This window comes from Paenarthrobacter sp. CCNWLY172, assembly GCF_037402035.1.
GTDB lineage: Bacteria > Actinomycetota > Actinomycetes > Actinomycetales > Micrococcaceae > Arthrobacter.
The window spans coordinates 17897-31409 of record NZ_JBBEGB010000009.1 but is presented as its reverse complement, the minus strand read 5'-3'; the positions used below and the strand labels follow the sequence as shown (position 1 = coordinate 31409).

20 protein-coding genes are annotated in these 13513 nt (G+C 63.8%); 12 read left to right on the top strand and 8 right to left on the bottom strand.

Translation table 11 applies throughout. The features are described 5' to 3' along the window. Positions 1 to 32 precede the first annotated feature (32 nt). Positions 33 to 254 (bottom strand): hypothetical protein, encoded by a 222-nt coding sequence (locus WBN73_RS14925; protein WP_280626202.1) that lies wholly within the window; start codon positions 252 to 254, stop codon positions 33 to 35. A gap of 208 nt (positions 255 to 462) precedes the next feature. Here WBN73_RS14925 and WBN73_RS14920 point away from each other — a divergent pair, with 208 nt between their 5' ends. After that, a complete protein-coding gene (locus WBN73_RS14920; protein ID WP_337340761.1) occupies positions 463 to 843 on the top strand; it encodes an META domain-containing protein in 381 nt (126 codons plus the stop codon). Between the two features lie 72 nt (positions 844 to 915). On the opposite strand, the gene WBN73_RS14915 is transcribed toward WBN73_RS14920, so the two are convergent. Together WBN73_RS14915 and WBN73_RS14910 are read right to left on the bottom strand one after the other, a co-directional pair. Then, a complete protein-coding gene (locus WBN73_RS14915; protein ID WP_337340762.1) occupies positions 916 to 2220 on the bottom strand; it encodes an MFS transporter in 1305 nt (434 codons plus the stop codon). 74 nt (positions 2221 to 2294) lie between these two features. Further along, positions 2295 to 2459: a hypothetical protein gene (locus WBN73_RS14910; RefSeq protein ID WP_207595972.1), complete on the bottom strand. Its 165-nt coding sequence runs from the start codon at positions 2457 to 2459 to the stop codon at positions 2295 to 2297. 198 nt (positions 2460 to 2657) lie between these two features. Between WBN73_RS14910 and WBN73_RS14905 the strand changes: the two genes are divergently transcribed. The 3 genes from WBN73_RS14905 to WBN73_RS14895 are packed head-to-tail and all read left to right on the top strand — an operon-like array spanning position 2658 to position 5091. Beyond that, entirely contained in the window at positions 2658 to 3491 is an 834-nt protein-coding gene (locus WBN73_RS14905) for a hypothetical protein (RefSeq protein WP_280626209.1), read from the top strand. Beyond that, on the top strand, positions 3475 to 4224 hold the full coding sequence (locus WBN73_RS14900; RefSeq protein WP_280626210.1) for a LamB/YcsF family protein: 750 nt from the start codon (positions 3475 to 3477) through the stop codon (positions 4222 to 4224). The genes WBN73_RS14905 and WBN73_RS14900 overlap by 17 nt, the downstream gene beginning before the upstream one ends. 54 nt (positions 4225 to 4278) lie before the next feature. After that, positions 4279 to 5091, top strand: coding sequence for a biotin-dependent carboxyltransferase family protein (locus WBN73_RS14895; RefSeq protein ID WP_337340763.1), 813 nt, complete (start codon positions 4279 to 4281; stop codon positions 5089 to 5091). 35 nt (positions 5092 to 5126) lie between these two features. Here WBN73_RS14895 and WBN73_RS14890 read toward each other — a convergent pair whose 3' ends face one another. From WBN73_RS14890 to WBN73_RS14880, 3 genes are read right to left on the bottom strand one after another with little or no spacing between them, the layout of a single operon-like run. Next, entirely contained in the window at positions 5127 to 5948 is an 822-nt protein-coding gene (locus WBN73_RS14890; RefSeq protein ID WP_207595976.1) for an MBL fold metallo-hydrolase, read from the bottom strand. Positions 5949 to 5962: 14 nt separating this feature from the next. Next, positions 5963 to 6391, bottom strand: a complete 429-nt coding sequence (locus WBN73_RS14885; protein ID WP_207595977.1) for a VOC family protein — start codon at positions 6389 to 6391, stop codon at positions 5963 to 5965. A 50-nt stretch (positions 6392 to 6441) separates the two neighbouring features. After that, on the bottom strand, positions 6442 to 7833 hold the full coding sequence (locus WBN73_RS14880) for a DUF445 domain-containing protein (RefSeq protein ID WP_337340764.1): 1392 nt from the start codon (positions 7831 to 7833) through the stop codon (positions 6442 to 6444). A gap of 50 nt (positions 7834 to 7883) precedes the next feature. Here WBN73_RS14880 and WBN73_RS14875 point away from each other — a divergent pair, with 50 nt between their 5' ends. From WBN73_RS14875 to WBN73_RS14860, 4 genes are read left to right on the top strand one after another with little or no spacing between them, the layout of a single operon-like run. Beyond that, positions 7884 to 8771, top strand: coding sequence for a glycerophosphodiester phosphodiesterase (locus WBN73_RS14875; RefSeq protein ID WP_207595979.1), 888 nt, complete (start codon positions 7884 to 7886; stop codon positions 8769 to 8771). A gap of 36 nt (positions 8772 to 8807) precedes the next feature. After that, a complete protein-coding gene (locus tag WBN73_RS14870; protein ID WP_207595980.1) occupies positions 8808 to 9242 on the top strand; it encodes a DoxX family protein in 435 nt (144 codons plus the stop codon). Further along, complete coding sequence (locus WBN73_RS14865) at positions 9239 to 10006, top strand: AzlC family ABC transporter permease (protein WP_207595981.1); 768 nt, start codon at positions 9239 to 9241, stop codon at positions 10004 to 10006. The genes WBN73_RS14870 and WBN73_RS14865 overlap by 4 nt, the downstream gene beginning before the upstream one ends. After that, complete coding sequence (locus tag WBN73_RS14860) at positions 10003 to 10314, top strand: AzlD domain-containing protein (RefSeq protein WP_089593385.1); 312 nt, start codon at positions 10003 to 10005, stop codon at positions 10312 to 10314. The genes WBN73_RS14865 and WBN73_RS14860 overlap by 4 nt, the downstream gene beginning before the upstream one ends. On the opposite strand, the gene WBN73_RS14855 is transcribed toward WBN73_RS14860, so the two are convergent. Both WBN73_RS14855 and WBN73_RS14850 read right to left on the bottom strand, forming a co-directional pair. Next, entirely contained in the window at positions 10311 to 10838 is a 528-nt protein-coding gene (locus WBN73_RS14855; protein ID WP_337340765.1) for a DUF5684 domain-containing protein, read from the bottom strand. The genes WBN73_RS14860 and WBN73_RS14855 overlap by 4 nt on opposite strands. A gap of 84 nt (positions 10839 to 10922) precedes the next feature. Further along, positions 10923 to 11552, bottom strand: a complete 630-nt coding sequence (locus tag WBN73_RS14850; RefSeq protein WP_207595983.1) for a TetR/AcrR family transcriptional regulator — start codon at positions 11550 to 11552, stop codon at positions 10923 to 10925. Between the two features lie 92 nt (positions 11553 to 11644). Here WBN73_RS14850 and WBN73_RS14845 point away from each other — a divergent pair, with 92 nt between their 5' ends. From WBN73_RS14845 to WBN73_RS14830, 4 genes are all read left to right on the top strand, one after another. After that, positions 11645 to 11977, top strand: a complete 333-nt coding sequence (locus tag WBN73_RS14845; protein WP_089593387.1) for a thiamine-binding protein — start codon at positions 11645 to 11647, stop codon at positions 11975 to 11977. 40 nt (positions 11978 to 12017) lie between these two features. Further along, positions 12018 to 12689, top strand: coding sequence for an O-methyltransferase (locus WBN73_RS14840; RefSeq protein WP_337340766.1), 672 nt, complete (start codon positions 12018 to 12020; stop codon positions 12687 to 12689). After that, a complete protein-coding gene (locus WBN73_RS14835; protein ID WP_207595986.1) occupies positions 12689 to 13189 on the top strand; it encodes a GNAT family N-acetyltransferase in 501 nt (166 codons plus the stop codon). Before WBN73_RS14840 ends, WBN73_RS14835 begins: the two co-directional genes overlap by 1 nt. Positions 13190 to 13289: 100 nt before the next feature. Then, positions 13290 to 13513 (top strand): BatC protein (locus tag WBN73_RS14830; protein WP_337455597.1); only part of this gene is annotated, 224 nt, incomplete at its 3' end.

Genomic DNA, 13513 nt, shown 5'->3' with positions numbered 1-13513 from the left:
CTCCTGGGCGCATCCGTTGGGTGTTTTTCTGTCTACTGATATGTGGGCGGGTCAACGGAAATGTGATGCCGTTCCTGGAAGCGTTGTTGTTCAGTGGTAAGGATCTTCGGGCTGGCGCTGAATGCGAGGCAGCCCTTGTCAAGAATTTCTCCAAACGCCGCGTCACGTTTCCGCAGGTCAACGCACATATTGAGTGCCCATGTCGTTGAACCGCGGACTGCGCCGTTGCCCTTTTCGGCTGCGTTGCGGTTCACCGACGGAGTTGGCAGCGATGGGTGTGGCGGGTTCTGGGGCCCGCCCGGGGCGCCGTCGCTGCGTAAACCGGGCTAGTGCGGTCGGTCGTCTGAGTCGCGACCGGCCGCACGATCCGGTTATCAGCAGCATTGTGAGCGCCACCGGAAGCCCACCGCCAGCGGGTCCGGACTATGGTGCATGGTCCTGCAGTGAACCTAGACTGACCGCATGGCGCAGACCCAGATCCGCATTGTCCGCGTTGTTTCCCTGGCATTCTTGGCTGCTGCTTTCCTGGCGGGCTGCGTGGGAAGCGGCACCAGCCCGTTCGTCGGAGTCTGGGGTGATACCAGTGACGCCAAGCAGCCCTCCCTTGACATGAAGTCAGACGGAAGTGCCACCGGAACGGATGGTTGCAACAGGCTTGTCGGCTCCTGGAAAGAGGACGGAAAAACCGTATCGTTCGGAGGTTTTTCGTCTACTCGGATGGCTTGCCAAGGCGTTGACACATGGCTCTCGAATGCTGCCACCGCCAAGATCCAGGAAGACGGAAAACTGGCTGTTTTCGGCCAAGGCGGGGATCAGATCGGCACGCTGGCTGCCGGCAAGTAGCACGGGCTGGGAGCAGGCGCCTGCAGACGGTGTTACCCGGCAGGGCGGTAGAGCAACGTGGTGGTGCCCACGCTACACAGCGTCTGGCTGGGTGTCTGCAGTCTCAGCATCGGAGCTACCCGACGTCAAGGGATGCTGGATCTCATCCGTCATCATGCGTGCCACGAAGAGGGCAACAAAGGCCATGATGGGGCACGCCAAACCACCGACGAAGAAGATCAGCCAGATCGGAACCACTTCCGCCATGGGGCCGGCGAGGGCCATGGAAACCGGCATCAGAGCCAGGGAAACAAAGAAGTCCAGGCTGGAAATCCGGCCCAGTAGATGCCGTGGCACGCGACGCTGCAGCAACGTTCCCCAGATGACGGTGCCGATCCCCTCTGTGACTCCGAAGATCAGCATGGCAGCGCCGAGCATCCAAAAGCTGTTCATGAACCCAATGGCCGCCACGGGCAGGCTGCCGAGGCCCCACGTCAGCACCATCACTGTCAGGTAGCGGCGGGGCAGACGAAAGGATGCGGTAGCCAGCGCGGCGATGGCGCTTCCTACGCCCATGATGGCCAGCAGGAACCCGAACATCCTCGAGTCGCCGCCCAATTGGTCCTGGACAACGAACGGCAGCAGGACCTCGATGGGTCCGATCAGGAACAGCACCGACAGGCAGGCCCAGATCAGGGTCCACAGCAGCCAAGGGGTGCGGATGGTGTAGCTGAACCCTTCCGCGAGGTCCTTGAAGAGGGACGACTTCGCTGGTGTCCCATCGGTACCAACCGCGTCCACCCCCAGAGTTTGCCGGCTCAGGAAGTTCACGATTCCGAACGCCAGCAAATGACATACGGCAACACCCGCTACAGCGTGTGCCGGTGACAGCGCTGCCACCAGGATTCCGGCAAGTGCCGGGCCCGCTGCCTGTTGCAGGACCGGCCGCACGGTGCCCTCCAAGCCATTGGCGGCCAAGAGATCGTCGGCGGGCAGGATACGCGGCAGGATCGCCGAGTACGCCGGAAAGAAGAACGCCTGCCCCACACCCAGGACAAAGGCGCCGATGGCCAGATGCCACAGCTCAAGCACGTCAAGCATGGCCAGCGCCGTGATGGTCGCGATGACTGCCAGGTTGGCGCCTTCTACTGCGATAATCAGGAGCCGTTGAGGGAGCCTGTCGGCCGCAATGCCTCCGGCCAGCACGAAACCCACCAGGCCCAGGCTGGCAGCAGTGGCCACCAGTGACAGTTCCAACGGACCGCCGCCGAGGTGAATCACCTCGTAGACCATCGCCACTGCCCACATGCCCGATCCAAAAATGGAAATGGACAGCGCGGAAATCAGCACACGGAATTCCCGGTGCGCAAACGGACGCAGCGCTCTTAACGCAGCCATTTCACCAGCCTAGACCTGGGCGTTGGCGCTGTGGAAGGCGCGCCTGCCAATGGCGCGTGCGGTAGGAACCCGGGTTATGAAGCGCCCGACGGCGGCACGTCGTCGTCGATATCCGGGCCTTCCGCCGGATCCTGGCTGTGGATGCCGGTATCGTGCGAAACCCAGCCTTCGGTTTCACCCTCCGCCGGGGCGTCGGTGTGGTGTCGGATAACGTGTTCGTTCTTTTCCGAGGCGTTCATAACGGATACTTCCTGTCCTGGGTGGACTGCTTCCGTGAGTGCCCCCAGTCTACGCCGCGGGAGCTCTGCTGGGACGTCCGCTGTGCGCGGAATAGTATCCACATAGCACCCCGTGGAGGTCTCGCAGGTCAGGGGCGTGGCATAGGCTGAATCCAGCAGTTCCCAGTATGACGACCCAGCTGCCAAGGAGAGGTGAAGATGCCCAAGCGACCCAACCCGGCGGTGAAAATCGCCCAAGAGACAGCCCATAACGCAGTCTTTGATCAGGAAGGCAACACCAAGCCCGGCGTCCATAATGTCCTGCTGAAGGCTGTCGAGGTCCAGCGCCCCTTGGTGCTGGCCAACCTGCGCAGGCTGCAGCGCAGACACCCCCATGACACCCCGGCCCAACTCGCAGCGAAACTGGAGCGCCACTACTTGCTCGCCATCTCCGGTGGAGGTGCAGCGGTGGGTGCAACGGCCGTCGTTCCCGGCATCGGAACTGCAGCGTCCCTGGGACTTTCCGCGCTCGCCACCGTGGGCTTCCTGGAGACTACCGCCCTCTATGCGTCGTCCTTGGCGGAGCTCCACGGAATCCGGCTTACTGATCCCGTACGTGCGCAAACCATGGTCATGGCCATCATGCTGGGCGAGGAAGGCACGTCCATGCTCGGGGCACTGAGTGGCCAATCGCTCGGCCGCGGAAAGGGCGTAACCAACGCTTGGGGCAGGACCCTCACCAAGAAGATTCCGGGAAGCGGCTTTGGCGTCATCCGCGACTCCATCCAGCGGGCCTTCCTCAAGAACCTTGTGAAGCGCCAGGGGACCGCGTTCCTGGGCCGTGCCCTGCCTTTCGGCGTGGGCGCTGTGGTGGGTGGTGCCGGCAACCTCATGATGGGCCGCGCCGTGGTCTCCACCGCCAAGGAAGCCTTCGGCCCCCTGCCGGATACCATCCCGGGTGAGTTGCTTCCCAATGCACCAAAGAATGGCGTCGCTCCCGAAGCGGCAGACACCCTCACGCTGGAAGGCGGTAACAGTGGACCTGAACGCTGACCTCGGGGAGTCCTTCGGCTCCTGGACCATGGGTGATGATGCCTCGATGTTCCGCATCGTGAGCAGTGCCAACGTGGCGTGTGGCTTCCACGCCGGTGATCCTCTCACCATGTTGGACAGCTGCCGGGCGGCGTTTGAACTGGATGTCCGTGTAGGAGCGCACGTGGGCTACCGGGACTTGGCGGGCTTCGGCCGGCGTTCCCTGGACATGACCTTCGACGAACTCTTCGGCGACGTTTTGTATCAACTCGGCGCCCTCGATGGAATGGCCCACGCTGTGGGAGCGTCGGTGGATTACGTGAAGCCGCATGGCGCGCTCTACAACCGGATTGTCCGTGATGCCGAGCAGGCCGAAGCCGTGGTCGCGGCCGTCCACGCTTACGATCCCGGGCTGCCCGTGCTTGGCTTGCCGGGCTCCGAATGGCTGAAGCTCGCAGAAGAATCCGGTCATCCAGTATTCCGCGAGGCGTTCGTGGACCGTGCCTATCTTCCGGACGGCACACTTGTACCCCGTAGCCAGGACGGCGCAGTGCTGCATGACCCCGCTGCGGTGGTGGCTCAGGCCGTAAGGCTGGCAACGCGCAAGGAAATCCTCGCCATCGACGGAACTGTTGTCCCAGTAGTGGCTGATTCCTTGTGCATTCACGGAGACACACCGGGGGCTGTCAATATGGCCGCTGCTGTCCGGGAAGGTCTTGAGCAGGCCGGTGTGCCGATTGAGGCGTTCGCTTAGGCCTGATGCTGTGTAGGCAAAGTTCTGCTGTTTCGTGAAGGAGGAGTCTGCCGGATGAGTGCAGTGGTGGTGGTCCCCGGAACGCTGACGCTTGCCCTCAAGCCCGATCAAGCCCTTGACCGGAGGTCCCTGCACCTGGCGAACGCCTTGCTGGGAAATCCTGAACATGAGGCCGGACTCGAAGTGCTGGTGGGCGGACTGAGGCTCAGGTTCGTGACGGGATCGGCTGTCGCAGTCACAGGCGCCGAGGGTGTGGTGACGCTCAACGGTTCAGAATTTCCGCTGAACAAAGCTGTCAGGGTAGCTCCCGGAGCGGTGTTGGATTTCGGGCCGGCGTTGTTTGGGATCCGTTATTACGTAGGGGTCCAAGGTGGTGTGTCGGCGCCCAGCCAGGCGCTGTCGGCCGGTGAGTACGTGACGTTCGGAAAGCCACACGGCCAGGGTTTCCCTGAGGCCAACCACCCCGCCCGGCGGGCACTGGACCCCGAGCGACCGGTAGTTGCCAGGGTTTCGCGTGTGCCAGAGGGGCCGGATTACCCGCAGGCTCCGAATATCGACGCCGGCACGTGGCTTCGATTGACCACGGAACCGTGGACTCTCTCGCCGAAATCGGACCGCGTGGGTGCGCGATTGATGGGTCGGCCCCTTGAGGTTGTGCAAACGGCTCCAGCTGCCGAAACCCAAGCAGCCCATCCTCAACCGTTGGCCTTGGGCGCAGTGGTGCTGCCGCCGTCGGGCCTTCCCGTCATTGCGTTGGCCGGCCGTCCGGCAGCGGCCAAATCGCCGGTGATTGCTGTGGTGCGCGACGAAGACCTGGACCTGGTGGGCCAAGCAAGGCCAGGGCAGATGGTGCACTTGCTCGGCTGAGAAAACGCGGTGTCGATTTTCTCAAGAACGGCATTTCATGAGAAATCTCTGCCCCGCCGTTTTTCGGCGAGCCGTTGCACCTGCCACCCATGCACGTCGGCCAGCCACTCCAAAGGCGCGGACGGGCCAACCCTCGGATCCTCGGGCTCACGGTCATCTTGCAGCGCCTGCACGTAGGCGCGATCCAGGGCAATGCGTTCCCGCAACTGCCCGGCCAGGCCCACCGAACCGTGGCCAGGGACGACGGCAACAACATCGCCGGCCACGGAATCGAAGAGCCGCAGCGCTTCAAGGTAGTCAGTGAGCGGATCCGCTGCCTCGAGGTCGAGGAACGGCATCAGGATGTCGGACAGCATGTCGCCGCCTACCAGGACGCCGGCCCCCTCGATCAGGAGCGCTGCGTGGCCAGGGGCGTGGGCTTGATGCTCCAGAATGCGGACGGTGGGTCCGTCCCATGGGACCTTGACAGTGTCGGCAGGCAGTCCGGAAATGAGGCCGAGCAGTTCCATGGGGATCTCATCGGCATGCTCCGGAGGCAGCCCCTCGGCTACCTGTTCTTTCCAGTCAGCAGCGGCCAGGACCGACTGGATGGAGGCCGCGCAGCGTGCCGTGCCGTAGCGGGGCGGGTTGCCGAAGTCAGGATGCCAGAGCACATGGTCCCAGTCGGGGTGTGTGGAGAAGCCGGCCAGGACAGGCTGGCCCAACCCGCGGAGGTCGTCCGCGATGGCGGCCATTTCGTTGACCGTAATGCCGGGATCGATCAGCAGGACACCGTCCCGGCCCTGCACCACCGTGCAGTTGCTCTGGATGAATTCGCTCTCGTGAACCAAAACGCCCTCGGCGACGTGCTTCAGCATGGAAGCGCCTTCCTCTAGAGCTTCTGTGCCAGCATGACCAGGATTCCGCTCGGCCCGCGGAGGTAGGTGAGCTTGTAGGCGTCACCGTACGTGGCAACGCCGCGCAGAGGATGGCATCCGTGCTTGGCAGCGATCTCCAGGGCATGATCGATGTCGTCCACCGAGAAAGCAACCCGGTGCATGCCGATCTCGTTGGGAAGGGTGGGGTTTGTTTCGATCGCGTCAGGGTGGAGGTACTCAAAAAGCTCCAGTTGGCCGTTGCCATCCGGAGTTTGGAGCACCGCTATTTTGGCGTGGTTGCCGTCCAGCCCTACGGCCGTATCGGCCCACTCGCCGCTGACCGTGTCACGGCCCAACACGGTGAGGCCGAGATCCGTGAAAAAGGCGATGGTTTCTTCAAGATCCCGGACCGCGATACCAACGTTTTCAAGTTTGATCGGCATGCGTTGAAGGTACCAAGGCCCACGGGATAGCTCCAGAGGGCTGTCGCCAACTAGCCGAACAGCAGGTGCGCCACCGTAAAGATCGCGAGCCCGGCCAGGGCGCCCACCACGGTGCCGTTGATGCGGATGTACTGGAGGTCCTTGCCCACCTGCAGTTCGATCTTCTGGGACGTTTCCTCGGCATCCCAACGCGCCACGGTGTCAGAGATGACGCCTGCGATGTCCGAGCGGTACGTGTTCACCAAGTAGCCCGCCGCGTCTCCGATCCAGGTGTTGACCTTGCCGGCCAGTTCGGCGTCGTTGACCAGCCGGGTACCGAAATCACGGACGGCGCCCTTGAAGCGCTGGCTCAGTTCACTGTTCGGATCGTCGACGGCGTTGAGCAAGGCAGTCTTTACGGTTCCCCATGTGCGGGACGCCAGTTCGCGGACCTCGGGGTCGCCGAGGATCTGGGCTTTGATGGACTCTGCGCGCTCGATCATGGCGGGATCATGCTGAAGGTCCTGGGCCAGGTCCTTCAGGTAGGCATCGATCGACTGGCGCACCTGGTGGTTCTGGTCCGACTGAACAGCGCGGACAAATTTGGAGAGCTCCACGTACACCCTGTCGCCCACCAGGCCGTCCACGAAGGTGGGCACCCAGAGGGGTGAGCGATCCGATACCAGCCGGTTGACCGTGGCGTGGTTGGCATCCACCCAGTCGGCGGCGCGGTCGACCAACAGGTCAACCAGGGTGTGGTGATGGCCGTCGGCAAAGATCCGTTCAGCCATTCGGCCCACGGGCGGCCCCCACGGCGGGGTGAGCAGGTGCTTACGGACCATTCCCTCGATGACTGCCTGTACGTCGTCGTCGTTCAGGACTGTGAAGGCGCCACGGATGATCGCGCCGCCTTCCTTGGCCACGCGTTCGGCTCCTCCCGGCGCCGACAACCAGGTGCCGGCCTTGCGGGCAATGTCGATGCTGGCCAACTTGTCCTGCACTACCTCTTGGGAGAGGAAGTTGCTCTCCACGAAGTCACTGAGTGATTCGCCGATCTGGTCCTTGCGCCGCGGAATGATGGCCGTGTGGGGAATTTTCAGGCCCATGGGGTACTTGAAGAGCGCGGTCACCGCGAACCAGTCGGCCAACGCGCCCACCATGCCGCCTTCGGCAGCCGCGCGGACGTATTCCAGCCACGGATACTGCTTCTGGAATGCGAAGGCCACGGTGAAGATCACCGCCATGGCGATCAGCAGCGCCAGCGCCAACCGTTTCATGCGGAGCAGCGCGGCGGCTTTTTCCATGTCACCTGCTGAAAGGTCGACGGCGGCGCCCCGCCGTGCGCGAGCGGAACCGGCGCGAGCGGAGCCTGCCCTTGCGGAACCTGCGGAACCCGGCTGATGGGGCAGCGGGTTGGGGTTGGTGACGTCTTCAGTTGGGATTTGTTCAGAGTTCACCTGCATGAGCCCAGCGTAGCCCCCGCAGATGCACGGAGGTGGGCTACCGTGTCTGCATGACTAGCGACGACTTCGCCCCAGGCCGGCCCAAGGTCTACGCCCATCGCGGCGCGAGTGCAGCCTACGCCGAGCACACCAGGGCGGCCTATCTGCAGGCAATCGCCGACGGCGCCGACGGTGTGGAGTGCGATGTCCACCTGACGCGGGACCAGCACGTGGTGTTGCTGCACGACGCCAACCTGGACCGGACGTCCACCGGCACGGGTCCGGTTGCGGAGCACACCTTGGAGGAGCTCCGCTCCCTGGACTTCTCGTCGTGGAAGGGCGCACGCATTCCCGAGGCTTACGGGGGAGTGGCAGACCAGTTCCTGACCTTGCCGGAATTGCTGGACATCCTGCGCGGAGCCGGTCGCGAGATCGGTTTGGCGATTGAGCTCAAGCATCCCAGTCCATACCGCCTCAAGCTGGAGGACAGGGTGTTGGCCTTGCTGGAAGAGGAAGGCTGGACGCCGGAGGAATCCCGGCTGGAGAACATCCGGATCTCCTTCATGAGCTTCGATACCGACTCCGTCCAGCGTTTGCTGCAGAGCGTGCCAAAAGAGCACGTGTGCCAACTGGTGGACGACTTCACGGTGAAGGAGCTTCGGCAGGAACTCGGGCTGGGCTTCCTGACCGGCGGTGCGGTAGCCAACGTCATGCGTGCCACGCAGTTGGAAGCGGAACGTGTCCTGGACGCAGGCGAAGCATCAATTGCCGGCCCGGGTATTGACTACATCAGGGAGCATGCGCGCAACGTGCAGCGCTGGTTGGAAGCCGGGCGAATATTCCGCGTGTGGACTGTGGATTCGGAAAAGGACGTGGCACTGTGCCAGGGACTTGGAATCCACGAGATCACCACCAACAAGCCGGCACAGGTCCTCAAGCAGTTGATGGTAACAAGCTGACTTTGGCGGCCACCCCGCTTGTGATTGAGTGGTCTCATGTCATTTCGCTGGTCAGCACAAGCAACCCGAACCACGTCCGCAGTAGCCTTGAGCGCACTGCTCCTGACCAGCGCCGCAAAGCACTTCCGCACGCCTAAGTTCTACTACCCGGTGGTGCCGGACTACCTATGCCGCAACGACGAGCCGGCCGGCCGCCCGAATGGACCGCTGGCAGTCATGTCCCGGGAGGAATGGGTTGCCTCGTCCGGACTGATCGAGGCGGCTGCCGCCGTCGGGCTTCTGATCCCAGCCACGCGAAAGGTTGCCGCGGACGCCACCACGGCGATGTTCGCTGCATTCCTTGCTGGGCATATAGATGCACTTCGCCGAGCCTATGGTCCCAACGGCACGGCAGCCGAGCGCCGCATCCATACTGTCCGCCTGCCCCTGCAGATTCCGCTGATCCTGTGGTCATGGAGCTTGCGGAAATGAGCGGCAGTGCTGCTCCCGTGAAGCTGAGGGAATCGCCGGCTTTCAAGGTCGCTGTGTCCCTGAGTATCGCCACGGGCCTCTATGGAGTGTCCTTTGGAGCCCTCTCCGTAGCGTCGGGTTTCGATTTCTGGCAGACCATGGTGTTGAGCCTTTTACTGTTCAGCGGCGGATCGCAGTTCGCCTTCATTGGTGTTGTGGCAGGCGGAGGCTCCGGGGTGGCGGCCATGACGGCCAGCGCCCTGTTGGGGTTACGCAACGGCATCTACGGCATGCAGATCAACGCGATGCTCCGTCCTGGCGGATGGAAACGTTATGCTTCGGCGCACATCACCATCGACGAATCGACGGCGACGGCGTCTGGCCAGTCCGATCCCGACGAGCAGCGCCGGGGGTTCTGGACTGCCGGAATCGGTATATTCATACTCTGGAATATCTTCACGGCCATCGGCGCCTTGGCAGGGGACGCAATGGGCGACCCCAAACAGTGGGGTTTGGACGGGGCCGCGGTCGCTGCTTTCCTGGCCCTCCTGTGGCCGCGGTTGAAAGGCCGTGAGCCCTGGGCCATCGCTGCTGCCTGCGCACTGGCGACCATCCTGGCCGTGCCCTTCGTTCCCTCGGGTGTTCCCATCCTGGTGGCGGCCGTAGTGGCAGGTGTCATCGGCTGGTTCAGCCACGCACGACTGGACGAGGGACTGGAGCCGGACGTGGATCCCTATGCGGAGAAACACCGGCACGGGAAGCCTGCGAACGGGGACACGCAGTGAACCTGTGGCTATGGATCCTGATCGCCTGTGCGCTGGCCTACCTCACCAAGCTGGTGGGCTACTTCGTCCCGGCCAAGCTGCTGGAGAGCCCCCGCATCATGCACGTGGCCGGCACCATGACCATTGGCCTGCTGGCCTCCTTGACGGTGGTCAACGCCGTTGCCTCCGGACAGGGACTGGTCCTTGATGCCCGCATCGGCGCCCTGGCAGCCGCCGCCGTCGCGCTGTGGCTTCGCGCACCGTTCCTGGTGGTGGTGATTTCGGGCGCCGCGGCCGCGGCACTCCTCAGGCTGCTCGGCTGGGGCTAGCGGTACTGCTGGCCATTGGGCTGCTGGACCGGCGGCTGCGGATAACCCTGCTGGACCGGCGGCTGCGGATAACCCTGCTGGAACGGCGGGGCATAGCCCTGCGGGTAGGCCACGAATTGCCGCCCGGCCGCCGGACCCAGGTAGGGAGCGGAGCCGTAGGAGAGCATCGGCACGAAGACCACAGGCAACAGGACCAATCCAACGGTGTAGCCGGCGTCCTTGCCGAATGACTTGGAGAGGTCGTGGAGGGCCACGATGCTGAAGTAGATTCCTGCGAACGGGATCAAGGTCAGCAAGAACCAGTACCAGGGGCGCCCGGCGATTTCCATGAGCTTGATGCTGTTGTAGATCGGGACGAAAGCTGCCCACGCAGGGCGGCCTGCCTTGGTGAACATTCCCATGTAGAGCACACCAACGATCGCAAAGACCACTGCGAAGTAAATGACCATAAGCAGCATGACCAGGCCGGCTGCCGCGGCGGATTCTGAACCGCTGGATGAGTATGAGCTCAGGGGAATATTCATACGTCCGAGCCTAGTGCCACGCGGGCTGTCCCGCGATGGGCAGGACTCACCATCAAGCCGGTATGTTGCCGTTGGACAGCCCGGCTAGGGGGCCTCGGTCAGGGTCACGCCTGGGATGCCGGACTGTTCCGGAAGCGGCCGGGACGGGCGCTCGGTCCGGATGGCGTCTTCGATCAAGGCCACCGGGCGCTTCCACGCCGCAGAGCCCGGTTCCATGGTGTCCACGGCGCCAATCAGCATGGCCACCAACCGGACCATGTCCTCGATGGTGATGTCGCGCCGCAGGGAACCCTGGCCTTGGCCCCGCTCAAGGAGTGTGGCCATGGAGCCGATGATGCCGCGGGTAATGCCTATCAGGAGTCCGCGCCGGCCTGCGACAGCGTCAAGGAGGTTCGCGTCTTCGCTGGCTACCTGCATCACGGCATCGATGACGTTGATGAGGCCCTCAGCGGCGTCCATGCCGTCCAGCGCCGCCGCGGCGACGGGGTCTACGTGCTGGCGCAGCTGGCGTGATAACGCGGCGAGGACCAGTTGCTCTTTGTCCGAGAAGTTGCGGAACAGTGTTGCGGGGCCAACTCCGGCGGTGGCGGCAATGGTCTGCAGTGGTACTTCGGGCCCGTGTTCCCGGAAGCATTGCCGGGCGGCGGTGATAATTTTGTCGACATTGCGTGCGGCGTCTGCCCTGAGGGGCTTGCGTTCAGAGGGCTGTTCCATGCTTGTCAGGGTAGCAACGGAGCGCCCGTGGCCCGTTGTTACGCGGGAGTAGCCCGTTATATGACAAACCAGTACGTGAAACACTGGATTTTATGTTGCTTGCTTTCTCAGTCGCCCCTTCGGGCCAGCCCGCATCCGCCGCCAACGGCGGACCCACCCCCGACGCTTCCGTGCACGACGCTGTCGCTGCCGCCGTCAAGATCGTCCGCGAATCCGGACTGCCCAACCAGACGGACTCCATGTTCACCACCATCGAAGGCGAATGGGACGAGGTCTTCGACGTCGTCAAGCGCGCCACCGAAGCTGTGGGCCGCTACGGCAGCCGCGTCTCCCTGGTGATCAAGGCCGACATCCGGCCCGGTTACAGCGGCGAACTGACCGGCAAGGTGGAGCGACTCGAAGAGGCGATCTCCGCCACGGACTAGATCCTTCCCCAGCGCGGCCACCGGTGCCAGACTGGGGCCCATGATTGAACATGTGGCCGAACCCGGTTGGGTCGACGTCGAACGTTACCTGACTGACGTCGTCGTGCGACCTGATCCTGCCCACCAGCGGGCCCTGGCGTCCGCCGTCGAAGCCGGCATGCCGGCGATTGAAGTAGCCCCCAACGCCGGCAAGTTGCTCCGGATGCTGGTTCAGATGTCGGGGGCCAGGCGGGTCCTTGAGATCGGAACCTTGGCAGGTTTCAGCAGTATGTGGATGGCACAGGGACTGCCCGACGACGGGCGGCTGGTGACGTGCGAATTCCTCCAAAAGCACGCGGACGTGGCGCGCGCCAACCTTGATGCTGCCGGGGTGGGGCACAAAGTGGACATCCGGGTGGGTGCTGCCCTGGATACCCTTCCCACCCTGGCGGGGCAGGAATCGTTCGATTTTGTTTTCATCGATGCGGACAAGGAAAACGACTCCCATTACCTCGATTGGGCTATCCGGCTGGGGCGCCCGGGCACGGTCATCGTGGTGGACAACGCCATCTGGGACGGTGCCATCCTTGAGCCGGAAAGGGACGAGGTCAACGCGCCTGGCATCGTCAGGATGCTGGAGATGATGGGCCAGGATCCGCGCCTGGACGCCACTGCCATCCAGACGGTGGGCAGCAAGGGCTGGGACGGTTTCGCGATAGCGCGGGTGCGCTAGTGGATTTCACGCTTCGCCCCGCTCTGGTGGACGACGCCGAAGCGATGGCCCTCATGCATGTCCAGTCGTGGCGCGAAAGCTACGGGCACCTGTTGCCCCCGGTGTTTTTCGAGAAACAGGAAGCGGCGCTGCCCGACCGCATCCAGCGCTACCGGGACTACATCGCTGCGGGTCATTCCAGGATGCTGGCCCACGATCCCGACGGTCTCCTGGTAGGCATCGGCGCCGCAGGGCCGGGCAGGGATGAGGACAGTCCCAGCGGGCGGGAGCTTTTTATGCTCTACACCTTGGAACGCGTTCATGGCCGGGGGGTTGGTCAGGCATTGGTGGATGCCTTGATTGGCGATGGCCCGGCGTACCTCTGGGTCCTGGACCACAACCCGCGCGCCCAGGCCTTCTATCGGCGGAACGGCTTTGTTCCGGACGGCAAACGGCAACTGTGCGATCCCTCCTGGTATTCGCTGCCGGAACATCGCATGGTTCGTCCGGGGCTCTACTAAGTTCCCACCGCGCGAGCTGTTCCCACGGCAGACTCCTGTGGATATGGTGATCACGGGCGGTATCGATGAAGACCGCCCGGTCCGATTCCCGGGAGGAAGCATGTCTATTCCAGAGCAGGATCCAAGCCAGCAGGAAGGCCCCGCTGACGGTGGCGCGGACGGCGTCCCCGGCACGCACGACGGCGGTGCTGACGGTGGTGCCGACGGCGGCGCGGACGGTGGTGCGGAAGGCCCCGCCGACGGTGGTGCGGACGGCGTCCCCGGCACGCACGACGGCGGTGCTGACGGTGGTGCCGACGGCGGCGCGGACGGTGGTGCGGAAGG